The sequence below is a fragment of the Desulfitobacterium sp. THU1 genome, from assembly GCF_038181555.1.
Lineage (GTDB): Bacteria > Bacillota > Desulfitobacteriia > Desulfitobacteriales > Desulfitobacteriaceae > Desulfitobacterium.
Window position 1 is genome coordinate 33688 of the sequence record NZ_JBBWUA010000012.1, and the last position, 19266, is coordinate 52953.

The window sequence follows — 19266 nt, forward strand, 5'->3', positions numbered from 1 at the left end:
TTGGCTTTAAAATGATTTTAATTATATTCTCTATCTTTGTCAATAGAAAATCACTCTGTATTATATATTTTTTATCTTTTTTGCTCTCTATCATTGAACAGATTGGCATAAAAAAAGCTGCCTTCATCTAAAGGCAGCTTTACGCTTAAATATAATACATAATGGCACCATTGCCACTCATCGCTTTATACTCCTGAACGAGATCCTCCAAGGTGATGGAATCAACAAATTCATTAACCCGTTCAGTCATCTGATCCCACACCTTAATTTGGATGCACTCCTGAATGCTTGCCCCGCTGTCATGGTTCAATTCCTCATTGGCTACGGATAAATCTCCTTCTAAAACCCTAAGAATCGTACCCACTCTTATATCCGAGGCTTTATCGGCTAAGATATAACCGCCCTGTGCACCCTTCACGCTTTTGATAATTCCAGCCTTGCGCAAGGAGGAAAAAACCTGCTCCAAATAATTTTCGGAAATAGTTTGACGCTCTGCAATATTCGAAAGAGGAACATGCTCCCCCTGGGAATGAACAGCTAAGTCCAGCAATGCTCTTAGTCCGTATCTTCCTTTGGTCGATATTTTCATTCCTTAACACTCCAAGCTTAAGAATTCTGATTGGTTTAGTATCAATGGTAATATGAATGCTGAACTTTGTCAAACGCTTAGGGGTTTCAATTATCTGACCGAAATATACCCCGTCTTCTCTACGAGACTTTGACCCTCTTCCGATAAGATCCACTGGATGAGCTTTTGATTATTCTCATTCGTATTGGACTTTAGGGTTACTGCATAGACTGGAACAGTGAATGGGTAGCTGGCATTGCGCACGGTTTCCGGGGTGGGTAGAACCCCGTTCACTGCAAGATACTTAATCTGATTGTTTTTCACCATTTCTGAAGAATAGTATAGGAAAGAGTAACCTAAGGAATTCTTGGCATTTTTATAGTCCGCAACTCGGCTGATGATTTCTCCCATCCCCCCCGCATAAGATTCTCGGGTGGGTTCGACCATCTTCAAGCCCTTCATCACTCGGTTCTGCATGATGGTCTGGCTTCCAGAGTTCTCCGGACGCTGGTACGCCAAGATTTCCCGATTGGGTCCCCCAACCTCTTTCCAGTTGGTGATCTCCCCGGTATAGATCCCTTGAAGCTGTTCTAAAGACAGATTTTCAAGGGGGTTTTGCGCATTGGTAAAAAACACAAACGCCTCATTGGCGATCGGGGTAAGCAGAAATTCGTCTCCTTGGGCTTGAATATATTCCCGATGGGCCTGCGAGGGTTCGGCCACGAAAATGATATCTGTCTCTCCAGCCATGAGCCTTTCATAGGCTCGATTGGTTTTTGAACATTGCACAATGTTCAGGGGATACTCTTCGCTCTGGACAAAAGCAAGCTCATAGTTTTTCTCTGACTTATCCACATTCTCTCGGTAGTATTCCTCTAGACCTTGGTATACCGCCTCGACAAAGGCACCGTAAACCGGATAAGCAGCGGTTGCTCCATCCAAGCGAGGCATGGACTCCAGTTCATTAAACTGGAGGCTGGCCTTTTGGTCGAGCTGAGCCAGACCATTCTTCTCTTTAAAAGGGGCAATGCTCATCAGATCGAATTCGCTTAGTTCACTTCCTAAGCTAGATTTCCCATAACGAATTTCAATCAACCCGTCGGCAATATTATCTTTGGCTATCAGCCCTGAAATCAGCATACCGCTTGCGCACAACACGGCCAAGCCCACTTTTAGTTTTTTGTCCGGGACACCATCTTCTACTACAGGCGAGGATTTCCGCCCAGCGATCTCTTGAAGCAGAACTCCGACAACAAAACCTGTGTATCCCATCAAATCAGCCACGATAAAGGCTACCTGATGCCCTGACAAAAAGAGCAGAAAGCCCAAAGGAAAATACACAGGATTTTTTAATACGGCCCAAAACCAAAGTGACGAATTGATATTTCCCCCGCTCATCACCATAAGTATTGTTATCGCTATTAGGGTGTAGATGACAGGAATCACTACGGGAACATATCTCCTCCGCGGGGATTCAGGCTGATTCTTGATCAAGCGAGAGTGCATAAAACCGATAACTCCCCCCACAAGGAGGGGAAGGATAAGAGCTACCAGTCCATAGATAAACCTTTCCGTATCTCTGCCACTGTCAGCAGGTAAAAATCCACCATCAAGACTATATAACATAAAAAATCCCAGACTTAATAGGATAGGCAAAATAACCATCTGATTGAGCAAAGTAATGGAAAAATATTTTTTATTGGCTTGCATAGGGTTGCTAACTCCTCTCCGTGTCTCTCAGTCGTTCAAAGCCTAAATAGCGTGTTCCTTGAAAGCTAAGCCTTCCTATATCTCCCTCAGCCAACATCCCATACTCCTGCGCCTGAACTTGAAATTCCATCCTATCTCCACTCTCTACTTCAAAAGTCACATAGTATGTCGTACTGCGATGATTATGATGTACCCCGCTGCCATTGTTATGATGATGTGAGGTCACATGATCTCTCTTAGTCACAATTTGTGAGGGCACAATTAGTACCGGCTGCGCATTATTATATCTCCAGGTCCGGATTCCTTGAATAATCCCTACAAATATCATGCCAAAAACAACAACAAATCCTATGGTTACCAAGATCGGAACTACGGAAAACATCATATCCGATTGAAAAAACAAATCAAAAGCGCCTCCTCTTCGTTGTATTAACACGTTATACTATTCTCGACTGGAATTTAATATCCTTTTAATCCGCCATTAATTTACAAGGGCTTCCGGTTAAGCTGATGAGCTTAGCCGGAAGCCCTTGACGTAGTTTTACTGCCTCAAACCATAGGTCTGGTTTACATCAAGCACAAAAATAATGCCATGACCAGGATTATCTATATGAAGCTCTTGGCGAATGGCCGTAACAATCGCTTCTGTGGTAGAGGTCTCTGCGAGAATCATCACGATTTCCTTCTCCGGCTCAATAGCCATCGAGAAAAGGGTATGAGTCTCATGGATACCCGAACCCCGAGCATTGATGATGGTTCCCCCTCTAGAGCCAGCTTTTGTCGCTGCTTCCATGACATCTTCGGCCATGCCCCTGTCGACAACGGTGTATATCGCATTGTACATTGGGTTTTCTGCACCTCGTCTTTCTTCTTCATTGCGATAAATATGATGATGGCCTACAAAACCCCTTACAGAGCTTGTAAAAGCAATCCCGTGATTTGGTTTATGCAATGCTAGCTTTTCATTAAGGGCTACGAGGGCGTTTTGCGCTGCGTCTTTTTCCCCAATCATCATAACAATTTCTTTGCGAGTGTCTGTTAAATCTAACAGCTTGAGGATAGGATTGTTGACCGTCCCTCGCCCTAAACAAATGGTCCCGCCGGATATTCCGTGCTGCTTGGCAAACTTAAGCACCTTAGTTCCCACGCCATGATTCACCACAAAGGAAATCAATTCAAATTCCATTGTCTTAGGGCTATCCATCATGTTCTTCTAACCCTTCCTTTACCGATTTAATCTTAAAAATAAACCCTAGAGTTTGCAGAGCAATGATCGGTGTCATGGCGACCATCGCAATAACTCCAAAACCATCGACCAGCACATTCGCGCCCTCAATCGCCTCCGCGGCGCCTTGAGCAAAGGCTAAAATAAAGGTTGCCGTCATCGGTCCGGAAGCGACTCCTCCTGCGTCAAAGGCTATTCCCACGAATAATTTAGGCACAAAATACATCATGAGGATGGAAACCACATAACCCGGTAAAAGAAAATGCCATAACTGGAGTCCGGGAATAAGGATTCTTACCATGGACAGGGCCACCGCAAAGGCAACCCCAATGGATAAAGCAATGAGTACCACCGGTCTCCTTACATATCCACTTGTAACATCTTCTATTTGATGTGTCAATACGTAAACAGCAGGTTCAGCTAAAACTACCACAAGCCCGATGAGAAAGCCAATGCCCACGACGATTAACTTATTATCTAAAGCGGCTACACTGTAGCCGATCTTAGTTCCGACTTCCATAAAACCGGCATTAACACCTGTTAAGAACAGGACCAACCCGATAAACGTATAAAGCAAACCCTTAAGCACTTTGCGAAAGGCTTTTTTCGATATTTTAAAAGAAATTTTTTGGAACACTAAGAATACCAGAATAATCGGTGCTAAGGCAATCAAAATCTCCCAAGCCACAATGGGCAGTTTATGCAGAAAAGGGGCAAGAACCGACGTGGAAGTAGCCGCAGCCTCTTGCAGACTCCCCGTAATCTTATCTTGCTTTGATAGAATGCTCATAATCATTACGGCCAGAATTGCACCAGTCGAGGTCACCGCCACAAGACCAAAGCTATCTTTTTCCGAAGCCTTGCCATCTTTTTTCAAGGATGAAACCCCTAAAGCAAGCGCCAGCATGAAAGGCACTGTTAGTGCCCCGGTGGTTGCTCCGGAAGCATCAAAGGATATGGCCAGAAATTCCGAGGAAGTAAAAAAACTTAATCCCAATATCAATAAATAGAGAACCGTCAGCAGCTTGTATAAAGGAATATTATAAACGATACGCACCAGACCACTCGTAAGCATCACTGCAATGCCGATGGATACCACAACCACAATGCTCAGCTTAGATATCACTCCTGAGGTCACCATATCCACTTGTCCTGCTAGAATATGCAGATCAGGTTCGGCAATGGAAATGAAAAATCCGAGCAACAAGCCTGCCCCAATAATGATCCACAATTTATTGCTCTTCGCTAAGGTTCCCCCCATGAGGGTTCCTACTTTGCTAATGCCAATATCCACCCCAAAAAGGAAAATCGCTAAACCAATCACAATCAATAAGGCCCCTAGAAGGAATCGATAGATTAAATAGGGTTCTAGAGCGGTGATCGTGAAATTAAGAACCAACACGATGACAACGATAGGGATAACGGACCATAGAACTTCTTTTAGCTTTTCTAAAAGTACACTCAAATAAACTTCCCTTCCCTTCTGTCTTTTAGTTTTTACGCCTGGCGGCGCTTATAACGCAAGTATTCAATAAATCTTTCCACCTCCTCAATCTCAAGTTCCGTTAGATCATCCACATTGATCTCCTTAGGAGAATGAGCTTCAGGAAATGAATTCTCATCGAGATATCCCGCAACTCTCATCAGTTCGTAGTAATTTAGATGGAGAGCCAGCGCAATGGCTTTGAGTACGCTGGGAGATGGGTGCTTTCGTTCCCCATTTTCTAAACGATAAATTTCTGTATGGCTCAAATTTGCCAGGGTCGCCAATTTCCGGATGGAGATCTTTTGCGCTGTTCTATGAACGGATAGATAATCTCCTAAAGCAATCATTTTAGCACCTCTTCATTTTATCCGCTGATTACCAGCCATAAGTCAGGAATCACTCAATCTAATCAATTGGAATATTTCGATTATTACTAACTTAAAAAGTATAACATTTTTTGTATCCTCGTGTCACCAGTTATCTCTTTTTTGGTGACACTAGGATAATCTTTCATCATAACTATTGAACAAATGAACCATCTGCATACAATTGTTGACTCCAATTCCAAAATTATGTATAATATAATAAACTCGTTAGATTTTGCGGATGAATAACCTTCTCGATCGCCTGTGGCTTTGGGGATCAAGGATACTACTTCCCAGTAACGGGTCGAATAAAATCTTGGAGGTTTTTTCTGATGTTTGAAGACAAAGTATTATCCTGTAAAGATTGCGGTGCAGAATTCGTTTTCTCAGCTTCAGAACAAGAATTTTACGCAGAGAAGGGCTTTACAAACGAACCCGGCCGCTGCCCTTCTTGCCGCGCAGCAAAAAAAGCACAAAGCCGTAACGGTGGCGGATACTCTTCACGACCACAAAGGGAAATGTTCCCTGCAACTTGCTCATCTTGCGGCAAAGAAACTACAGTTCCGTTTCAACCTACCGGTGACAAGCCTGTATATTGCCGTGATTGCTATACCCCTCGCAATCGTAGCAACTGGTAATTTCTAGAATCCACAAACAGAACTCTGAGCCTAACGGCTCAGAGTTCTGCTTTTATTGGCAATCCGAGCAATATCTTCCTCACCTGCGGCGCCGATTCTGCATAACGAAACCATGATTGCTCGCGAGGATTTAAAGGTTACGATTAAAGTTACCTATATAAATATTTATAATTCATATGTTAAACTTTTATGAATTGCACCCAAAAATACTTGCCTATGCAACAAAAAGCAGGTATGATAGAGAAAAATGGAACAAATCGCGAGGTTACTGATATGCCAACATTCCAAGAATATACTTCACGATCATTTGGGCATAAAGTGAACAAGTCGGCACGGCTCATGTCACAAAGAATGGCCCAACTATTTAAAGAAAACGGTTATAATATTTCGATAGAGCAATGGCGACTTCTTCTCTATTTGTGGCGCGAAGACGGGGTAACCCAAAACTTCTTGGCAGAGACCACAAGTAAAGATGAACCCAGCGTTTCTAGGATTATTAATACCATGGAAAAAAACAATCTAGTTATTAGAGCCAGACATCCTCATGATCGTCGCACAAATCTTATCTACCTCACGGAATCCGGAAGGAATGTACGCGATGGCTTGATGGCTATCGGGGCAAGAATGAACAATGATATCACTGATGGTGTAGATCCTGATGAGTTAACAGTTTGCGTTAAAGTATTAGAAAAAGTATTAGACAACTGCAATAAGTTGTTAGGAAATTGATTACTCTTTGTTTATTGATCTCTATAAGCATAAACTATGCCTATAGTTGAAAAATAAAGAAGAAGAGAGTTAGTATAAGGAATATTGCCTTATATTAACTCTCTTCTTTAGTATTATAGACATGCTGTGGGATTGACTTGCAAGCGTATCTGCTAAATTAGTTTATCTGTATAGCCGTAAACCTCTAAAACCTCCCTGACCCCAAGACCAGCGTCAAGTATCCCTGCACTGGTGCCAAATATATAACGTCCCGGTCTGGTAGCCTTTAAGAGTTCATCCACCTTATCGCTTCCTCCTGAGCTAAACCATGCCAGGCTATACCCGCCCATCAGACAAAAATCTTCGCCTACAGCTTCTCGTACCTTCATCATATCCATGACGGACTCTAAAGAATGGAGGCCGTTAAAGCCCATCTCCTTTATATCCCGAAGAACAAGTTGTAGGTCTCCGTCAGAATGGAAGAATATCGGCATCTCCCTGCCGGTGGCTACTCGGGCGCATCGCCCTAGTTCTGCGCGCAATTCCTTAAGATAAGAAAAAAAACGTTCTCTCATGGTCCGTGGCGATACATACAGTCCGTGATTATAGGCTATATCGTCGGCAATTAAAATACCATGTGCTCCGGAAGCTATAGCAGCCCGCCCCAACTCTAAACTCCTTTGGATCGACTCTTGGACCAAGCAATCCATCTTATCCTGATCCTTGACGATATCCATTAAAAACTCGGTAAAATCATGATAGCCATGCCCCACTCCCTGAAAGGGTCCATCGATCAAAGCAAAGATGAAAAAATCGCTTTCCTCTTGCCAGCGTCTTAATTCTGCCCAAGGATCATCTTGGCTTTCGGCATCTGCCATAAAAACAAGGGCGTCGAGCCCTAATAATTCCGTCGCTTGCCGGCGTTCCTCGAAGCCAACCCCTTTTAAACTTTCGCGTGAGGTCATTTGCAGGAGTTTGGTTATCAAGCCATCTTCGATATGAAACTCCCCCTTGGGAAGTTTATCTACTGGTTGCCCATGAATCATAGCTAAGACTCTTTCAATCTTCGTCATATTCCCTCCAGATAATCAACGAGATAGGGTAAAAAAGTTCAGGCAAAGTAAACTTCACCTGAACTTTTTATTTAGCGTACGTAATTTCTAGGATTGACGGTATCGCCATTGACGATGACCTCAAAATGCAAATGGGATCCGGTTGAGCGTCCTGTGGAGCCAACTAAGCCGATGGTTTCTCCTTGAGAGACAGATTGTCCCACAGAAACCAATAATTTTGAGGCATGAGCATAGCGAGTCTGAATACCATTGCCATGATCGATCACGATGCAATTACCATAATTCCCTTGCCAGCCTGCACTGATAACAGTTCCTGCCGCCGCAGCTACAAAGGATTCTCCAACCGGTCCGGCATAGTCTATACCCGTGTGGAATTCTCCACCCCGATAGCCATAATAAGAGCTTGTACTTCCCCCATAAGGCCTAACTAAGCCCGGCACAACACCACTACCCCGGGAAGCGCTGGCTACTTGTACCCGCTTCGGTCCTTTCGCGACCACCTGCGATACTGCTTCTTTCGTGACTTTCTCGTCAACAACGGCTTTAGAAACTACTTTATCATTTTTTTGCACATAAGAATATGTAACGACTTTTTCCCCATCAGCTCCAGCTTTAGTTACCTTGGAGGTCCCGCTGGCTAATTTGCTATCAACCTTTGTCACCACATCAAAAGGGATGGTTTCCGTATCGGTTTTCGTCCCTTCAAAAACCACCGTAAGATAAGGTGTGATTTTCTCAATCATTATCTTTTCCCCAGGCTTAATCACCGTATCCAGTGTTGTCCCTGGGTTTGCAGCCAGAACTTCCACGGTTTTGAGATCATTCTTACGGGCGATAAGCCACCAAGAATCGTTTTCCGCTATGACGTATTCTTCTTTTTGGATATTTCCTTCTTTGAGCTTAGCGAAGGCTGCATCAACTGTGGTGACCTGTTCGGGCAATACTTCAACATCTTTAATCTCGATCTCTTCATCAAAAGAGACATTTTTAACGACGTTCTTTTCATCCTCGTGAACGTAGATTCCTTGATAAGCTTTTATCAGTTCATCGACATCCTTTTGATCCGCCAGATTAAAAAGGGAGTTGCCCGCAATGTTAACCTCAACGGCCTCAATATAAAGGGTCAGCTTTTCTTTGAGCTCCGCTTTGGATAAGGCAGTAAATTGATTATCCATCCGTGCCGTATTGAATTCAATTTGGTCATGGGTCTTGGCCGTTTCGCCAAAAGCAGCACCCTCTTCGGCGAGGATTTGTTCGACGAGCTCTTCGCCTGCTCTAACATTTTCCACGATCCCAACGTTTACTCCATTGACGACCACATAAGCTGCCGGAGCTGTGGAGCTTAGATAAAATCCCCCTCCTCCGAGGACTAATAATGCTGTTAACGCTCCCCCGATCACCTTTGGGGATTTCCACGATAGTTTATTTAAAGACTGAAGCCAGGACTGAAGCCGAATCTTTGACTCTGTAATAATCTTCACAGGCTGCATCGCTTACCTCCTAAATCACAAACAACTTCGCTTATTATACAGGATGGATGTGAAGATTTTGTGAAAAAACATAGGATTTTTTATGATTCTCATAAAAAAATTCTATCTCCACAAATCTCTACAAAAAGCGCTTTATTTCTCACGCGACGGATTGCGGCCCTGCCGCGCGTATTTCTGCCGCGACCTGCTTAAATTGTTCAAAGTTCTTTCGGAAACGCTCAGCCAATTCTTTGGCATTGTGGTCATATGCTTCTTTATCCTGCCAAGTGAGTCTTGGCTTCAACACCTCACTGGGTACCCCAGCCACCCGATCGGGGACCAAAATTCCAAAGTTAGGGTCAGCCGTAAACTTGGCCTTTGCCAGAGAGCCGTTCAGTGCTGCCGTAATCATAGCCCGGGTGTATTTCAAGTTAATCCGCTTACCTACTCCATAGGCCCCACCGGACCAGCCCGTATTCACCAAATAAACTTGAGTGCCATAGTTATCAATTCTCTCCCCTAACATCTGTGCATAAACTTGGGGTGCCAAGGGGAGGAAGGGGGCACCGAAGCAGGTGGAAAAGGTTGCCTGAGGTTCGGTAATTCCTCGTTCGGTACCTGCCAGCTTGGAGGTGTAGCCGGATAGAAAATGATACATTGCCTGTTCCTTGGTCAATTTAGCAATGGGAGGCAATACCCCAAAAGCATCCGCAGTGAGGAATACAATAACCTGAGGCTGTCCTCCTACCCCAGGGATAACTGAGCCTTCGATATAATCAATCGGATAGGCAGCCCGCGTATTCTCGGTTAGAGATGCATCGTTGTAATCTGCCACCTTCTCATCCGAATTCAGCACTACATTTTCCAGAACCGTTCCATATTTAATCGCATTCCAAATCTGGGGTTCTTTTTCTTGAGAAAGGTTAATGCATTTGGCGTAGCACCCGCCCTCAAAATTAAAGACACCATTTTTGGACCAACCATGCTCATCATCCCCGATTAAAAACCGCTCAGGATCAGCAGATAAGGTCGTTTTACCCGTTCCGGACAAGCCAAAGAAGAGAGCCACATCCCCATCTTTGCCGATATTCGCCGAACAATGCATGGGTACAACTTCCCGTAAAGGCAAAAAGTAATTCATAACGCTAAAGATAGATTTCTTCATTTCTCCGGCATAATGGGTGCCACCGATTAATACGACACGTTTCTCAAAGGAGCAGATAATAAAAGCCTCGGAGTGGGTCCCATGAACTTCCGGGTCGGCTTTGAATCCAGGTACAGCGTAAATCGTGAATTGAGCTTGATGATTTTGCAATTCCTCTTGGTTAGGACGAATAAAAAGCTGGTGAACAAAGAGATTTTGCCAGGCGAATTCATTAATAACACGAATAGGTAGCCGATATTCTACATCCGCTCCGGCAAAGCCATCAAAAATGAATAGCTCCTCTCTTGTTTCTACATACGCTTTCACTTCATCGTAGAGACGCTGAAAATTCTCCTGAGAAATCGGACGGTTTACCGAGCCCCAGTCGATTTGATCATGAACAGAAGGTTCATCGACAATAAACTTATCTAAAGGGGAACGACCTGTATATTTCCCCGTACTGACATGAAATGCACCAGTTGAAGAAAGAACACCTTCACCGCGTTTAAGGGCACTATTCACTAGTTCTGAAACCTCTAAATTATGATGAATTGTTTGATCCATGATAACGTAACTCCTTTTTCCGTGATAAAATATACAAAATACATTGCGCATACAACACACATTCATCATTATAACAGCTGTTACGCAGATTTGGCACCCATATTTTCGATATTCTTTAAAAAACTATTTCCAAGACGATGCCTGACCCGCAAGATAACGCAAGCTGATGCAAGAAAAACGCCGGAAAATCCTCTTCTGAAGTTTCCAGCGTTTTTATAGGTTTTGCATTTTTGTTTGGTTTTATGGTTTAGCTAGTTTCTGCAATTTTAGATATATAGTGTGTGTTGTGTTGTTCTTTGTTTCTCCCCTAGAACGCTCTATTCCGCAGCATAGTAATTGATCAAGCTACCTTTGAGGATGATTTCGCGCTCATCTTGAGTCAGAGGATTGAGTTGGAGCTTCATCTCTTTAACCCCTGTCGCTGTTACCAGTTGACCAGTGATGTATTCATCCTCATTCAAGATGCTTTGACGAATCCCTGGGATGAAAATAGTGTCATCCACCTCGAAGGTAATATTCTCATCAAAGTCCCAAGTAAAGGGGAGCATGCCCCAGTTGATTAGATTGCTGCGATACCGTTTTGTGGCGTACTCTTGAGCGATGTTAGCCATGCCACCTAGAACCCTCTGGCAGGATGCTGCCTGTTCCCGGGCGGAGCCATCGCCAGGTTTTACAGCATAAATCACCGTACCTATTCCGGTATTCGCTAGAGCGTTCTCCGCAGTTCCAAGGGCTGGATCAGCCTTAAGCATTTGCTCAGCTACTGCGCGCAATTCCTCCGTTACACCGCTAAGATTTTTTTGACCGGACCGAATACCTTGACGTTCTTTCTCCAAGGCATGAACCGCCTTAGCACGGGATACATAGAGTGGTTCCTTTCGAGAAAGGGTGAATTCGGCAAGTCGTAAGGGGTTGGAACGGTAAGAAGAGGTTTCCCCAGACGGAATTAACTCATCCGTGGTGGTCACCGGATCATGGACCACTGCGGCAAATTTTAAGAGGATATTCTCCGGGAGGGCAATCATCTCCGGCCAGTCGGCGATATTAGGACCAAACTTCAACTCCGTTTCGGGCTTAGCTTGACCGAAGCCTTGATATACTCTCTTCGCATAGATATCGGCATTGAATTCATACTCAGAGTCTGCGGGTGTATACTCAACCTCTGTAGCAGGAGTGAGTCGACCGCCATTGATTACGGTGGCGGCTATGGAACGGGCGTCCATCAACGCAACCGAAGAAATCTGCAGATCACCCGGTTTGGAACCCTCCCGGTTAGGGAAGTTCCTAGTGGTATGGCGAATACTCAGCTGACCATTGGCCGGTACATCCCCCGCGCCAAAGCAGGGACCACAGAAGGCTGTCTTGATCAGCGCTCCTGCTTGCATGAGCTTGCCGATGGCGCCGCGCTTGATGAGCTCGTAGTAAATAGGCTGACTGGCAGGATAGACACTAAAGGAAAAGTAATCACTACCGACGGATTGGCTATCGACGATAGCGGCTACATCCATAATGTTTTCATAGCTACCACCGGCACAGCCGGCAACGATCGCTTGATCTACAAACAGGCGACTATTTTTGATGCGATCCGTCAGGTTGAAATTGATTTTCGGGTTATCCAGCTGTTTTCTGCCCTCTGTCTCTACCTGCTTGAGGATATCATAGGGGTTTTGGTTGAGCTCCTCAATCGTATAGGCGTTGCTGGGATGGAAGGGTAATGCAATCATCGGTCTGATCTTGCTTAAATCTACGTGAACCATGCCGTCATAATAAGCCACATTCCCCGGCTCGACTTTGGCATAAGCTTCGCCACGGCCATGGATCTCCATATACTTCTTCACTTGCTCATCAGTGACCCAAATGGAGCTTAAGCAAGTAGTCTCCGTGGTCATCACATCGATGCCGCTCCGGAAATCAACCGATAAGTTCGCAATACCGGGGCCCACGAACTCCATGACTTTATTTTTGACAAAGCCATTGTTGAAGACGGCCCGAATAATCGCTAAGGCCACGTCTTGGGGTCCTACCCCAGGCTGTGGTTTACCTTCCAGATAGATGGCGACAACTCCGGGATATTTGATATCATAGGTCTTCTGCAAGAGCTGTTTAACAAGCTCCGGTCCTCCTTCGCCGACACCCATGGTACCAAAGGCTCCATAACGAGTATGGCTGTCTGAGCCAAGCAGCATCTTGCCGCCGCCGGTCATCATTTCTCTCATATATTGATGAATAACTGCTTGATGGGCCGGAACAAAGATGCCACCATATTTTTGGGCCGCGGAAAGACCAAACACATGATCATCTTCATTGATGGTTCCCCCGACTGCCGATAAGCTATTATGACAGTTGGTCAAAACATAAGGAAGGGGAAATTCCTTTAAGCCGCTGGCACGGGCCGTTTGGACAATCCCTACATAGGTAATATCATGAGATGTCAAAGCATCGAAGCGAATCTTTAATTGCTCCATATTGCCGGAAGTGTTATGTCGGGATAAGATCTGATAAGCCATCGTATTTTGCTGGGCACTTTGACGATCCAGTACAACTTCTTGAGGAAGCTGTTCCGGTTGGACGGGTTGCCCCGCCAGATCATAAAGCACATTTGTATCCTTAACCTCTAAGGCTTGTTTCCCTCGAATCAGGTATATGCCATTATTAATTAAACGTACCATGTTCATCCTCCATACTCTAAGGTTTTTCTACGATTCTTCTTCCTCTACTGAGGCATGGTTTAAATTTACCGAGAATTTTACATTCTATCAACCTTTTTACACCATGTATACAATATTTAATAGTTTTTTAGAAATTAGAAAATGATTTGACACTCCCCGACTTTGGTTTCTTGCCAATTGAGGATTAAATGATCCCCTTCCTGCACTTTCCCCACCCCTGCAGGAGTTCCCATGAAGATAACATCCCCGGCTCCGAGTCCAAATTCCTTGGCGACATATTCCAGAATCGTTGGAATGTCAAAAATCATGTCTTTAATATTCCCGCGCTGGACTTCTTGCCCATTCTTCAGCAGAGCGAAATCATGCTCCTTAGTCGCTTCCATACCGGCGAAAGGCATCCATCGGGAGCAAAGAGCAGAATTGGGGAATCCCTTAGCAGGCAACCAAGGATAACCTTTCTTTTTCAGTTCGTCTTGCAACTGCCTTAAGGTGAAGTCCACCCCAATTGCCATCTTATCAATCAGTTCATCGGCGGTCATGCCTTTTTCGTAAGCATGGGCCAGATGGATGACGAGTTCCACTTCATAATGCACGGCCCCTTTGTCGGTCGGCATTTTGATCGTCTGCCCCTTGGTCTCCGTATAAGCATGAGTTGGTTTCGTAAAAATCAGCGGAGCTTCCGGCACCGCATTATTTAATTCTTCAGCATGTACTCGGTAATTGCGACCCACGCAGTAAATATTTCGAATCGACATGTTTCCCCTCATTTCCCTCATTTACTTATATTATTATAACTATATTATTATAACCTAGATGTCTACCACGATGCCACAAGTCAACAGAGAAGTCTCGACTTAAGAAAGTATAAGGAAGTGATAAAGGCACGCTTGTCCCAAATACGAAGGCGCCTTCGTATTTGGGACAGGCCTAGCTATAGCTTAGAAAAAAGGAGCACAGACGGGCTTTTACCAGCTAGATAAAGCGTACCTGGGCACGCACAGTAACAAAAAATTGCCCTTCCTGTTGGTTTTCAACAGGAGGGGCGAATCAATCTTCCTTTTCATCTAGCATACAGAATCCCATAAAAATTCCGGGAATGCGATTCCAAGGTTTTTTCAGAGTTTGGTTATAGAGCTTTACAGACTGGATATATATATCTTGACTACGCAGTAAAATATTCTTTGCATTTATCTCCTCTAGCCCGTCTTCTGATTGTAGATACTTTTTGTGACAGACGATGAGTTGACTTCCGGCACTTTGAACTGTAGATTGTTTAGCCAACAGCTCTTGGCGCGCCACCCAAAACCACAAAATCACAAAAGCTGTGGTGCTAATTCCTGCGACCAAATAGATGATTATTGTAGTCATGCCAAATCCCTTCCTTCTACCTTTCCAAACTCAGCCATACATAGAAATAAATACTAACTAAACACATTTTCATGCTATACTTATTCTGTTATCTAAGACTTTTCAAGCTACTTCAAGGTTGACTAGAAACCAATTTATCCAAAATAGAGCAAGCTTTTACTAGATGAGCGAGGGTAATCATAATGATATCTTTATCTATCATCAATTCCTTATTTGTTTTAATCTATGGACTGATCATCTCTTTATCCTTTGCGAATGTTCCTCTGAAACGGAATTTAAAAAGCATTGTTTTTATAGCCCTCGGCTTATTATTACTACAATTTGTTTTGTATTTGTCTTTGGGTGAAGATTTTTTATATAAATCCTATCCCATTATTACGCATATACCCTTAGTTATTCTCTTGGTATGCTATTACAAAAAGCCAATTAACATCGCCCTAGTTTCTGTATTAACAGCCTATTTATTATGCACTCCACGAAAATGGTTCGGCACAATAATTTCATATTTTTGGGGATATAGCCCTGATGTCTCCTATTGGGTACAAATCGTTATCACCATACCTTTGATGGTACTAATCATAAAAACAGCAGCACCCATCATCGTAGGGTTGAAGCAAGAAGGTCAGAAGGTTATTTCTTTATTTATATATGTGCCGCTAACTTTTTACCTCATCGCATACGGCATTACCGTATACAGTGATTTGTTGTATAGCGGGGGACCTGCGGTGGTGGAGTTCTTGGACTCAGCTATTGTTGTTGTTTATTTTTTATTCTCAGTTATGTATTTGAAAATCTCTAAGCAAAAAAGGGATATCGCGAGAGAAAATGCCAATCTACAGCTACTTTTCAAACAATCTGAATTTGAAATGTCTGCCCTAAAAGAAACCCAGAAAGCCGTTGCTATATACCGGCACGATATGCGCCATCATCTTTCCCTGATCAGAGGTTATCTTGCGGATGGAGAACAGCAGCAAGCCTTAGACTATATTCAGCTTACCCAAGCGGATATTGAGGAAATGACCCCCGACCGCTTTTCGAATAACAACACTGTCAATCTTATTCTTTCTTCCTTTGCGAATAAAGCAAAGACAAACGGTGTCAAATTCATAGTGAAGGCTAACTTACCGCCGAGTCTTCCCTTTCCCGAAACTGAGCTTTGCGCTTTGCTTTCCAACGGACTTGAGAATGCAATTAGCGCTGCATCTCAGGTAAATGATGAGCATTCTAGAACAGTGCGTGCTAACTGCCAAACTCATAAGGGTAAATTGCTCATTCTCATTGAGAATAGCTATACTGGCCAGTTAGTAATGAAGAACGGTCTGCCACAAAGACCAGACAATGACTCCGATCACGGCTTCGGCACCAAAAGTATCATGATGATTGCCGAGAAACACAAAGGCTACTGCTCCTTTGCAGCTAACAGTGCTATTTTCACTCTTAAAATTGTGCTGCCCTTAGGCAACGGTTAGAATTTATTCCTTTAAGGTTGCTCTTGGCTTTTTTTGAATAGCGTGCCGCCCTGGTTATTAACAACCTCTTGGCGGCACGCTATTTATTGAGTGGAGCCCTTCCTGTTCGTTACAGCCTCCCTTGCTACCGGTTATTGCTTTGCAACAACCCAGAGATAACTTTCCTCACCTCTGCCTCTCCCTATATTCCTAGGAGCTGTTTTTTCTTGGCGACAAACTCCGTCTCTGTGATTATCCCTTCTTCCAGTAAGTCTTTAAAGCGCCTGATTTCTTCGATGCTATCCACCGGTGTTTCGGTCGCCATTCCCTGTAGTAAAGGATTAGCCCTACCCACAAGCATTTCCTCCGCATCCGGGAAAGCAATATACATTAAGGAGCTAGCTAGCTCTTCTAACTTAGCCGCAGTCAGATCATACTCACGCATATAGGAGTTCGCATCGGGGTAGGTATTGTTGAAATCAGGGCCACTCACTTTAAATTCGATAATCTGCCAATAAGGATGCTCCAGCTTCAGCTCAATGTGAAATTCTTCAAAGGGCTCAGGTAGATCCATTCTTGGACGATAGCTATTTTTGTTGTCCACATCCTGATCAAGCTGATTAGCTACCTGCGCTGTCATTCTAATCATCGCCATCTGAGGAGCTAGAGCGGCAACACGGTCAGGCACACTGCTGGTATAACGCTTTAATCCAGCTGAAGATCCTTCAAAAAGAAGCTCCTGATCCTCTTTAATCGTAAAGGACTTGAGATGACTACCTGAAAAAACCATTTTGTCAGGTTCTCCACTCATACAAAAAAGCTTATTATAAAAATCAAAGATAACTTTTTCACGAAAGAAACCAAAATCAAGATCTTTTGATATCACAAAGTTTTCGCGCAGAACCTGGTTTTCCTCCAAATACACAAAATGCTCTTTGATACTTTGAAGGGTCAAATTATCCTGCAAGCTAGGCTCCATATCGATTCTACCGTCACAATCACTGCAAAGGGGCTGTTCTTCAATCACTCTGGCAAAAATCCGCGGGGTTGCCCCCCCACAAATTCCGCAAGGGTTTCTCTTGGATGAAAATAATCCCATAGTAAGTTCCTCCCTTAAAAACTCTTTACCTTGTTCCACCGCCACGGCCACCGCCAACTGAGCCTCCACCGCCTCCCAAGGATGAAAACCCACCACTACCCTTGCTACGGACTACCTGTGCTCGTCTTTCTTCAGCTTGCCGCATGTTAACGACCATCATTTGACTATAGGCATAAGATGTACTTAAGTTTTGGCTGTATTGCTCTACTTCAGGCTCTAGCCGGGGGTAAACTTCCTGCATCTGCTGGGCTACCTTGTCTGCGATGCCAAAAAGTAAAGCATAGGATAATAACTCTTGCCAAAGGGGCATTTCTTGCACCCCCCGCTCGGCCACTAGAGAGAAATCCTCCAGATAGTGCTTAAAGCCTACCAGTTCCCCTAACTCTTTTTCACCGCTTGGGGTGAGATCATTAAGTTTTGCATCCCGTTCCCAGCGGGTCAGGCACTGCCTTTCCTTTAGATACCTAATACCCCCTATATTCGATTGGTTAATATAATTTCGCAGCAGGTTATAGTTTTTATCAGCGAATCTTGGCAGCTCCTTAGGCTGTAAGACTCCGTCTGACCCTGCCGCCCCTTCTAAAACTGTATACAAATACTCATCATATTCGTTCATCTCTTTGTGGTTACTGCCTTTAAGCTCTAGGCTAACGATTTCCTTTGTCTTGCCCATAAACCCCACCTCTTCCAGCCGGACAGGAGCTAGACAACCCAGCTGTATCAAGCGAAGCATTCCCGTCCCCAGAATCGCACCATCCTCACAAAGCTCAAACATTCTTCCTAAAGCGTAGGTTGCTTGAATATTACCGTTGTTGGGTACCTCCCGAAAATAACCCACTTGCTGGGCAAACTTTTGCATTTTCTTAGCAGCACTTCTCTTTTTGTGCTTGCTAATCAACAGGATAAGTGCCAGGGGGAATCCCATCGAGATCACTACCGTTAAAAAGGCTGCCAGCGCTGAAACTTCCTCCTCAGGACTTTCCTTGTCATAATTGCTAGCTTGAAAGGCTCCATCCTTGACCTCTGCAAAGCTAGAATTCTCAGTCCGCGCAGGCTCAAGAAGACCTTTGTTAAAATTCATCATAACTGTTACATGGTTGTCCCCAGTTATTGGTTTCTCCGTAAAAGCTCTGATTGCCCCGTCTTCAAAAACCACCTGACCCTCATAGCCGAAAGCCCAGATGTCGCTCACCTCATCATTAAGGGGTATTCCATCAGCTAAGCGTATTTCTACCTTCACATCCGTAGGGGTGGTATTCATGCCGCTATTAACAAATTGAAAGTTCACCCCGTCCAGATCGGTATAGCTTGTAATGACGTTTTCCAACCGATACTCAATAGCATAACGGTTGTTCCCATACTCACTAATACCGAAGCAGATCTCATAACCTTCATCCGTATAGATGAGCCCACATTTATAAGCTTTATCCTCAAAGCCGGCCTCGATATCCCAGGGCTCCACCACCTGATAAACTCCCTTGTCGTCAGCCACCCTCAAATCATTGAGCTTAAGATAATCCGCCGCTGCCAAGGGGATATAGACCTCGGTTCCTTCATCAAAATCACCCTCCCATACCTGGCTGACATACATTGAACCATCGTCATAGACGACAGCCTCTATATCAATACTCCCGACCTGATTTTGGGCAAAGACCTGATGAGCTTCACTCGTTACTAGGACTATAATAATGAGAATACAGCTAAGATATCTTAAGATTGTTTTCATAGTAGA

At 44.1% G+C, this 19266-nt stretch carries 17 protein-coding genes; 3 read left to right on the forward strand and 14 right to left on the reverse strand.

Annotated features, from left to right (window positions below; translation table 11 throughout):
- Window positions 1-145 precede the first annotated feature (145 nt).
- The 6 genes from AAC978_RS10850 to AAC978_RS10875 all read right to left on the reverse strand — a co-directional run bounded on the left by AAC978_RS10850 (window position 146) and on the right by AAC978_RS10875 (window position 5336).
- Window positions 146-589 (reverse strand): RrF2 family transcriptional regulator, encoded by a 444-nt coding sequence (locus AAC978_RS10850; RefSeq protein WP_341548053.1) that lies wholly within the window; start codon window positions 587-589, stop codon window positions 146-148.
- Between the two features lie 90 nt (window positions 590-679).
- Window positions 680-2278: a PstS family phosphate ABC transporter substrate-binding protein gene (locus tag AAC978_RS10855; RefSeq protein WP_341548054.1), complete on the reverse strand. Its 1599-nt coding sequence runs from the start codon at window positions 2276-2278 to the stop codon at window positions 680-682.
- Window positions 2279-2285: 7 nt separating this feature from the next.
- On the reverse strand, window positions 2286-2681 hold the full coding sequence (locus AAC978_RS10860) for a DUF2500 domain-containing protein (RefSeq protein WP_341548055.1): 396 nt from the start codon (window positions 2679-2681) through the stop codon (window positions 2286-2288).
- 138 nt (window positions 2682-2819) lie between these two features.
- Entirely contained in the window at window positions 2820-3485 is a 666-nt protein-coding gene (locus AAC978_RS10865) for a P-II family nitrogen regulator (RefSeq protein ID WP_445900305.1), read from the reverse strand.
- A complete protein-coding gene (locus tag AAC978_RS10870; protein ID WP_341548057.1) occupies window positions 3475-4968 on the reverse strand; it encodes a DUF1538 domain-containing protein in 1494 nt (497 codons plus the stop codon). The genes AAC978_RS10865 and AAC978_RS10870 overlap by 11 nt, the downstream gene beginning before the upstream one ends.
- A gap of 32 nt (window positions 4969-5000) precedes the next feature.
- Window positions 5001-5336 carry a helix-turn-helix domain-containing protein gene (locus AAC978_RS10875; RefSeq protein WP_341548058.1) on the reverse strand — a complete coding sequence of 112 codons (336 nt, stop codon included), beginning with the start codon at window positions 5334-5336 and terminating at the stop codon, window positions 5001-5003.
- A gap of 350 nt (window positions 5337-5686) precedes the next feature.
- On the opposite strand from AAC978_RS10875, the gene AAC978_RS10880 reads away from it, so the two are divergent.
- Window positions 5687-5992, forward strand: coding sequence for a zinc-ribbon domain containing protein (locus AAC978_RS10880; protein WP_341548059.1), 306 nt, complete (start codon window positions 5687-5689; stop codon window positions 5990-5992).
- 273 nt (window positions 5993-6265) lie between these two features.
- The gene (locus AAC978_RS10885) at window positions 6266-6721 is read left to right on the forward strand and encodes a MarR family winged helix-turn-helix transcriptional regulator (RefSeq protein WP_341548104.1); all 456 of its coding nucleotides are present in this window, start codon (window positions 6266-6268) and stop codon (window positions 6719-6721) included.
- 152 nt (window positions 6722-6873) lie between these two features.
- Here AAC978_RS10885 and AAC978_RS10890 read toward each other — a convergent pair whose 3' ends face one another.
- The 6 genes from AAC978_RS10890 to AAC978_RS10915 all read right to left on the reverse strand — a co-directional run bounded on the left by AAC978_RS10890 (window position 6874) and on the right by AAC978_RS10915 (window position 14987).
- On the reverse strand, window positions 6874-7773 hold the full coding sequence (locus AAC978_RS10890) for a uroporphyrinogen decarboxylase family protein (RefSeq protein WP_341548060.1): 900 nt from the start codon (window positions 7771-7773) through the stop codon (window positions 6874-6876).
- 71 nt (window positions 7774-7844) lie between these two features.
- Window positions 7845-9263 (reverse strand): peptidoglycan DD-metalloendopeptidase family protein, encoded by a 1419-nt coding sequence (locus tag AAC978_RS10895; RefSeq protein WP_341548061.1) that lies wholly within the window; start codon window positions 9261-9263, stop codon window positions 7845-7847.
- A gap of 139 nt (window positions 9264-9402) precedes the next feature.
- Entirely contained in the window at window positions 9403-10950 is a 1548-nt protein-coding gene (pckA, locus tag AAC978_RS10900) for a phosphoenolpyruvate carboxykinase (ATP) (protein WP_341548062.1), read from the reverse strand.
- A 317-nt stretch (window positions 10951-11267) separates the two neighbouring features.
- The gene (locus AAC978_RS10905; protein ID WP_341548063.1) at window positions 11268-13619 is read right to left on the reverse strand and encodes a hydratase; all 2352 of its coding nucleotides are present in this window, start codon (window positions 13617-13619) and stop codon (window positions 11268-11270) included.
- A 134-nt stretch (window positions 13620-13753) separates the two neighbouring features.
- Window positions 13754-14374 (reverse strand): fumarylacetoacetate hydrolase family protein, encoded by a 621-nt coding sequence (locus AAC978_RS10910; protein ID WP_341548064.1) that lies wholly within the window; start codon window positions 14372-14374, stop codon window positions 13754-13756.
- Between the two features lie 292 nt (window positions 14375-14666).
- Window positions 14667-14987 carry a hypothetical protein gene (locus AAC978_RS10915; protein WP_341548065.1) on the reverse strand — a complete coding sequence of 107 codons (321 nt, stop codon included), beginning with the start codon at window positions 14985-14987 and terminating at the stop codon, window positions 14667-14669.
- A 338-nt stretch (window positions 14988-15325) separates the two neighbouring features.
- Between AAC978_RS10915 and AAC978_RS10920 the strand changes: the two genes are divergently transcribed.
- Window positions 15326-16456, forward strand: coding sequence for a sensor histidine kinase (locus AAC978_RS10920; protein ID WP_341548066.1), 1131 nt, complete (start codon window positions 15326-15328; stop codon window positions 16454-16456).
- 181 nt (window positions 16457-16637) lie between these two features.
- Here the strand turns inward: AAC978_RS10920 and AAC978_RS10925 are convergent, their stop codons facing one another.
- Together AAC978_RS10925 and AAC978_RS10930 are read right to left on the reverse strand one after the other, a co-directional pair.
- A complete protein-coding gene (locus tag AAC978_RS10925) occupies window positions 16638-17627 on the reverse strand; it encodes an SHOCT domain-containing protein (RefSeq protein WP_341548105.1) in 990 nt (329 codons plus the stop codon).
- The gene (locus AAC978_RS10930) at window positions 17560-19260 is read right to left on the reverse strand and encodes a DUF2207 family protein (protein WP_341548067.1); all 1701 of its coding nucleotides are present in this window, start codon (window positions 19258-19260) and stop codon (window positions 17560-17562) included. The genes AAC978_RS10925 and AAC978_RS10930 overlap by 68 nt, the downstream gene beginning before the upstream one ends.
- Window positions 19261-19266 lie beyond the last annotated feature (6 nt).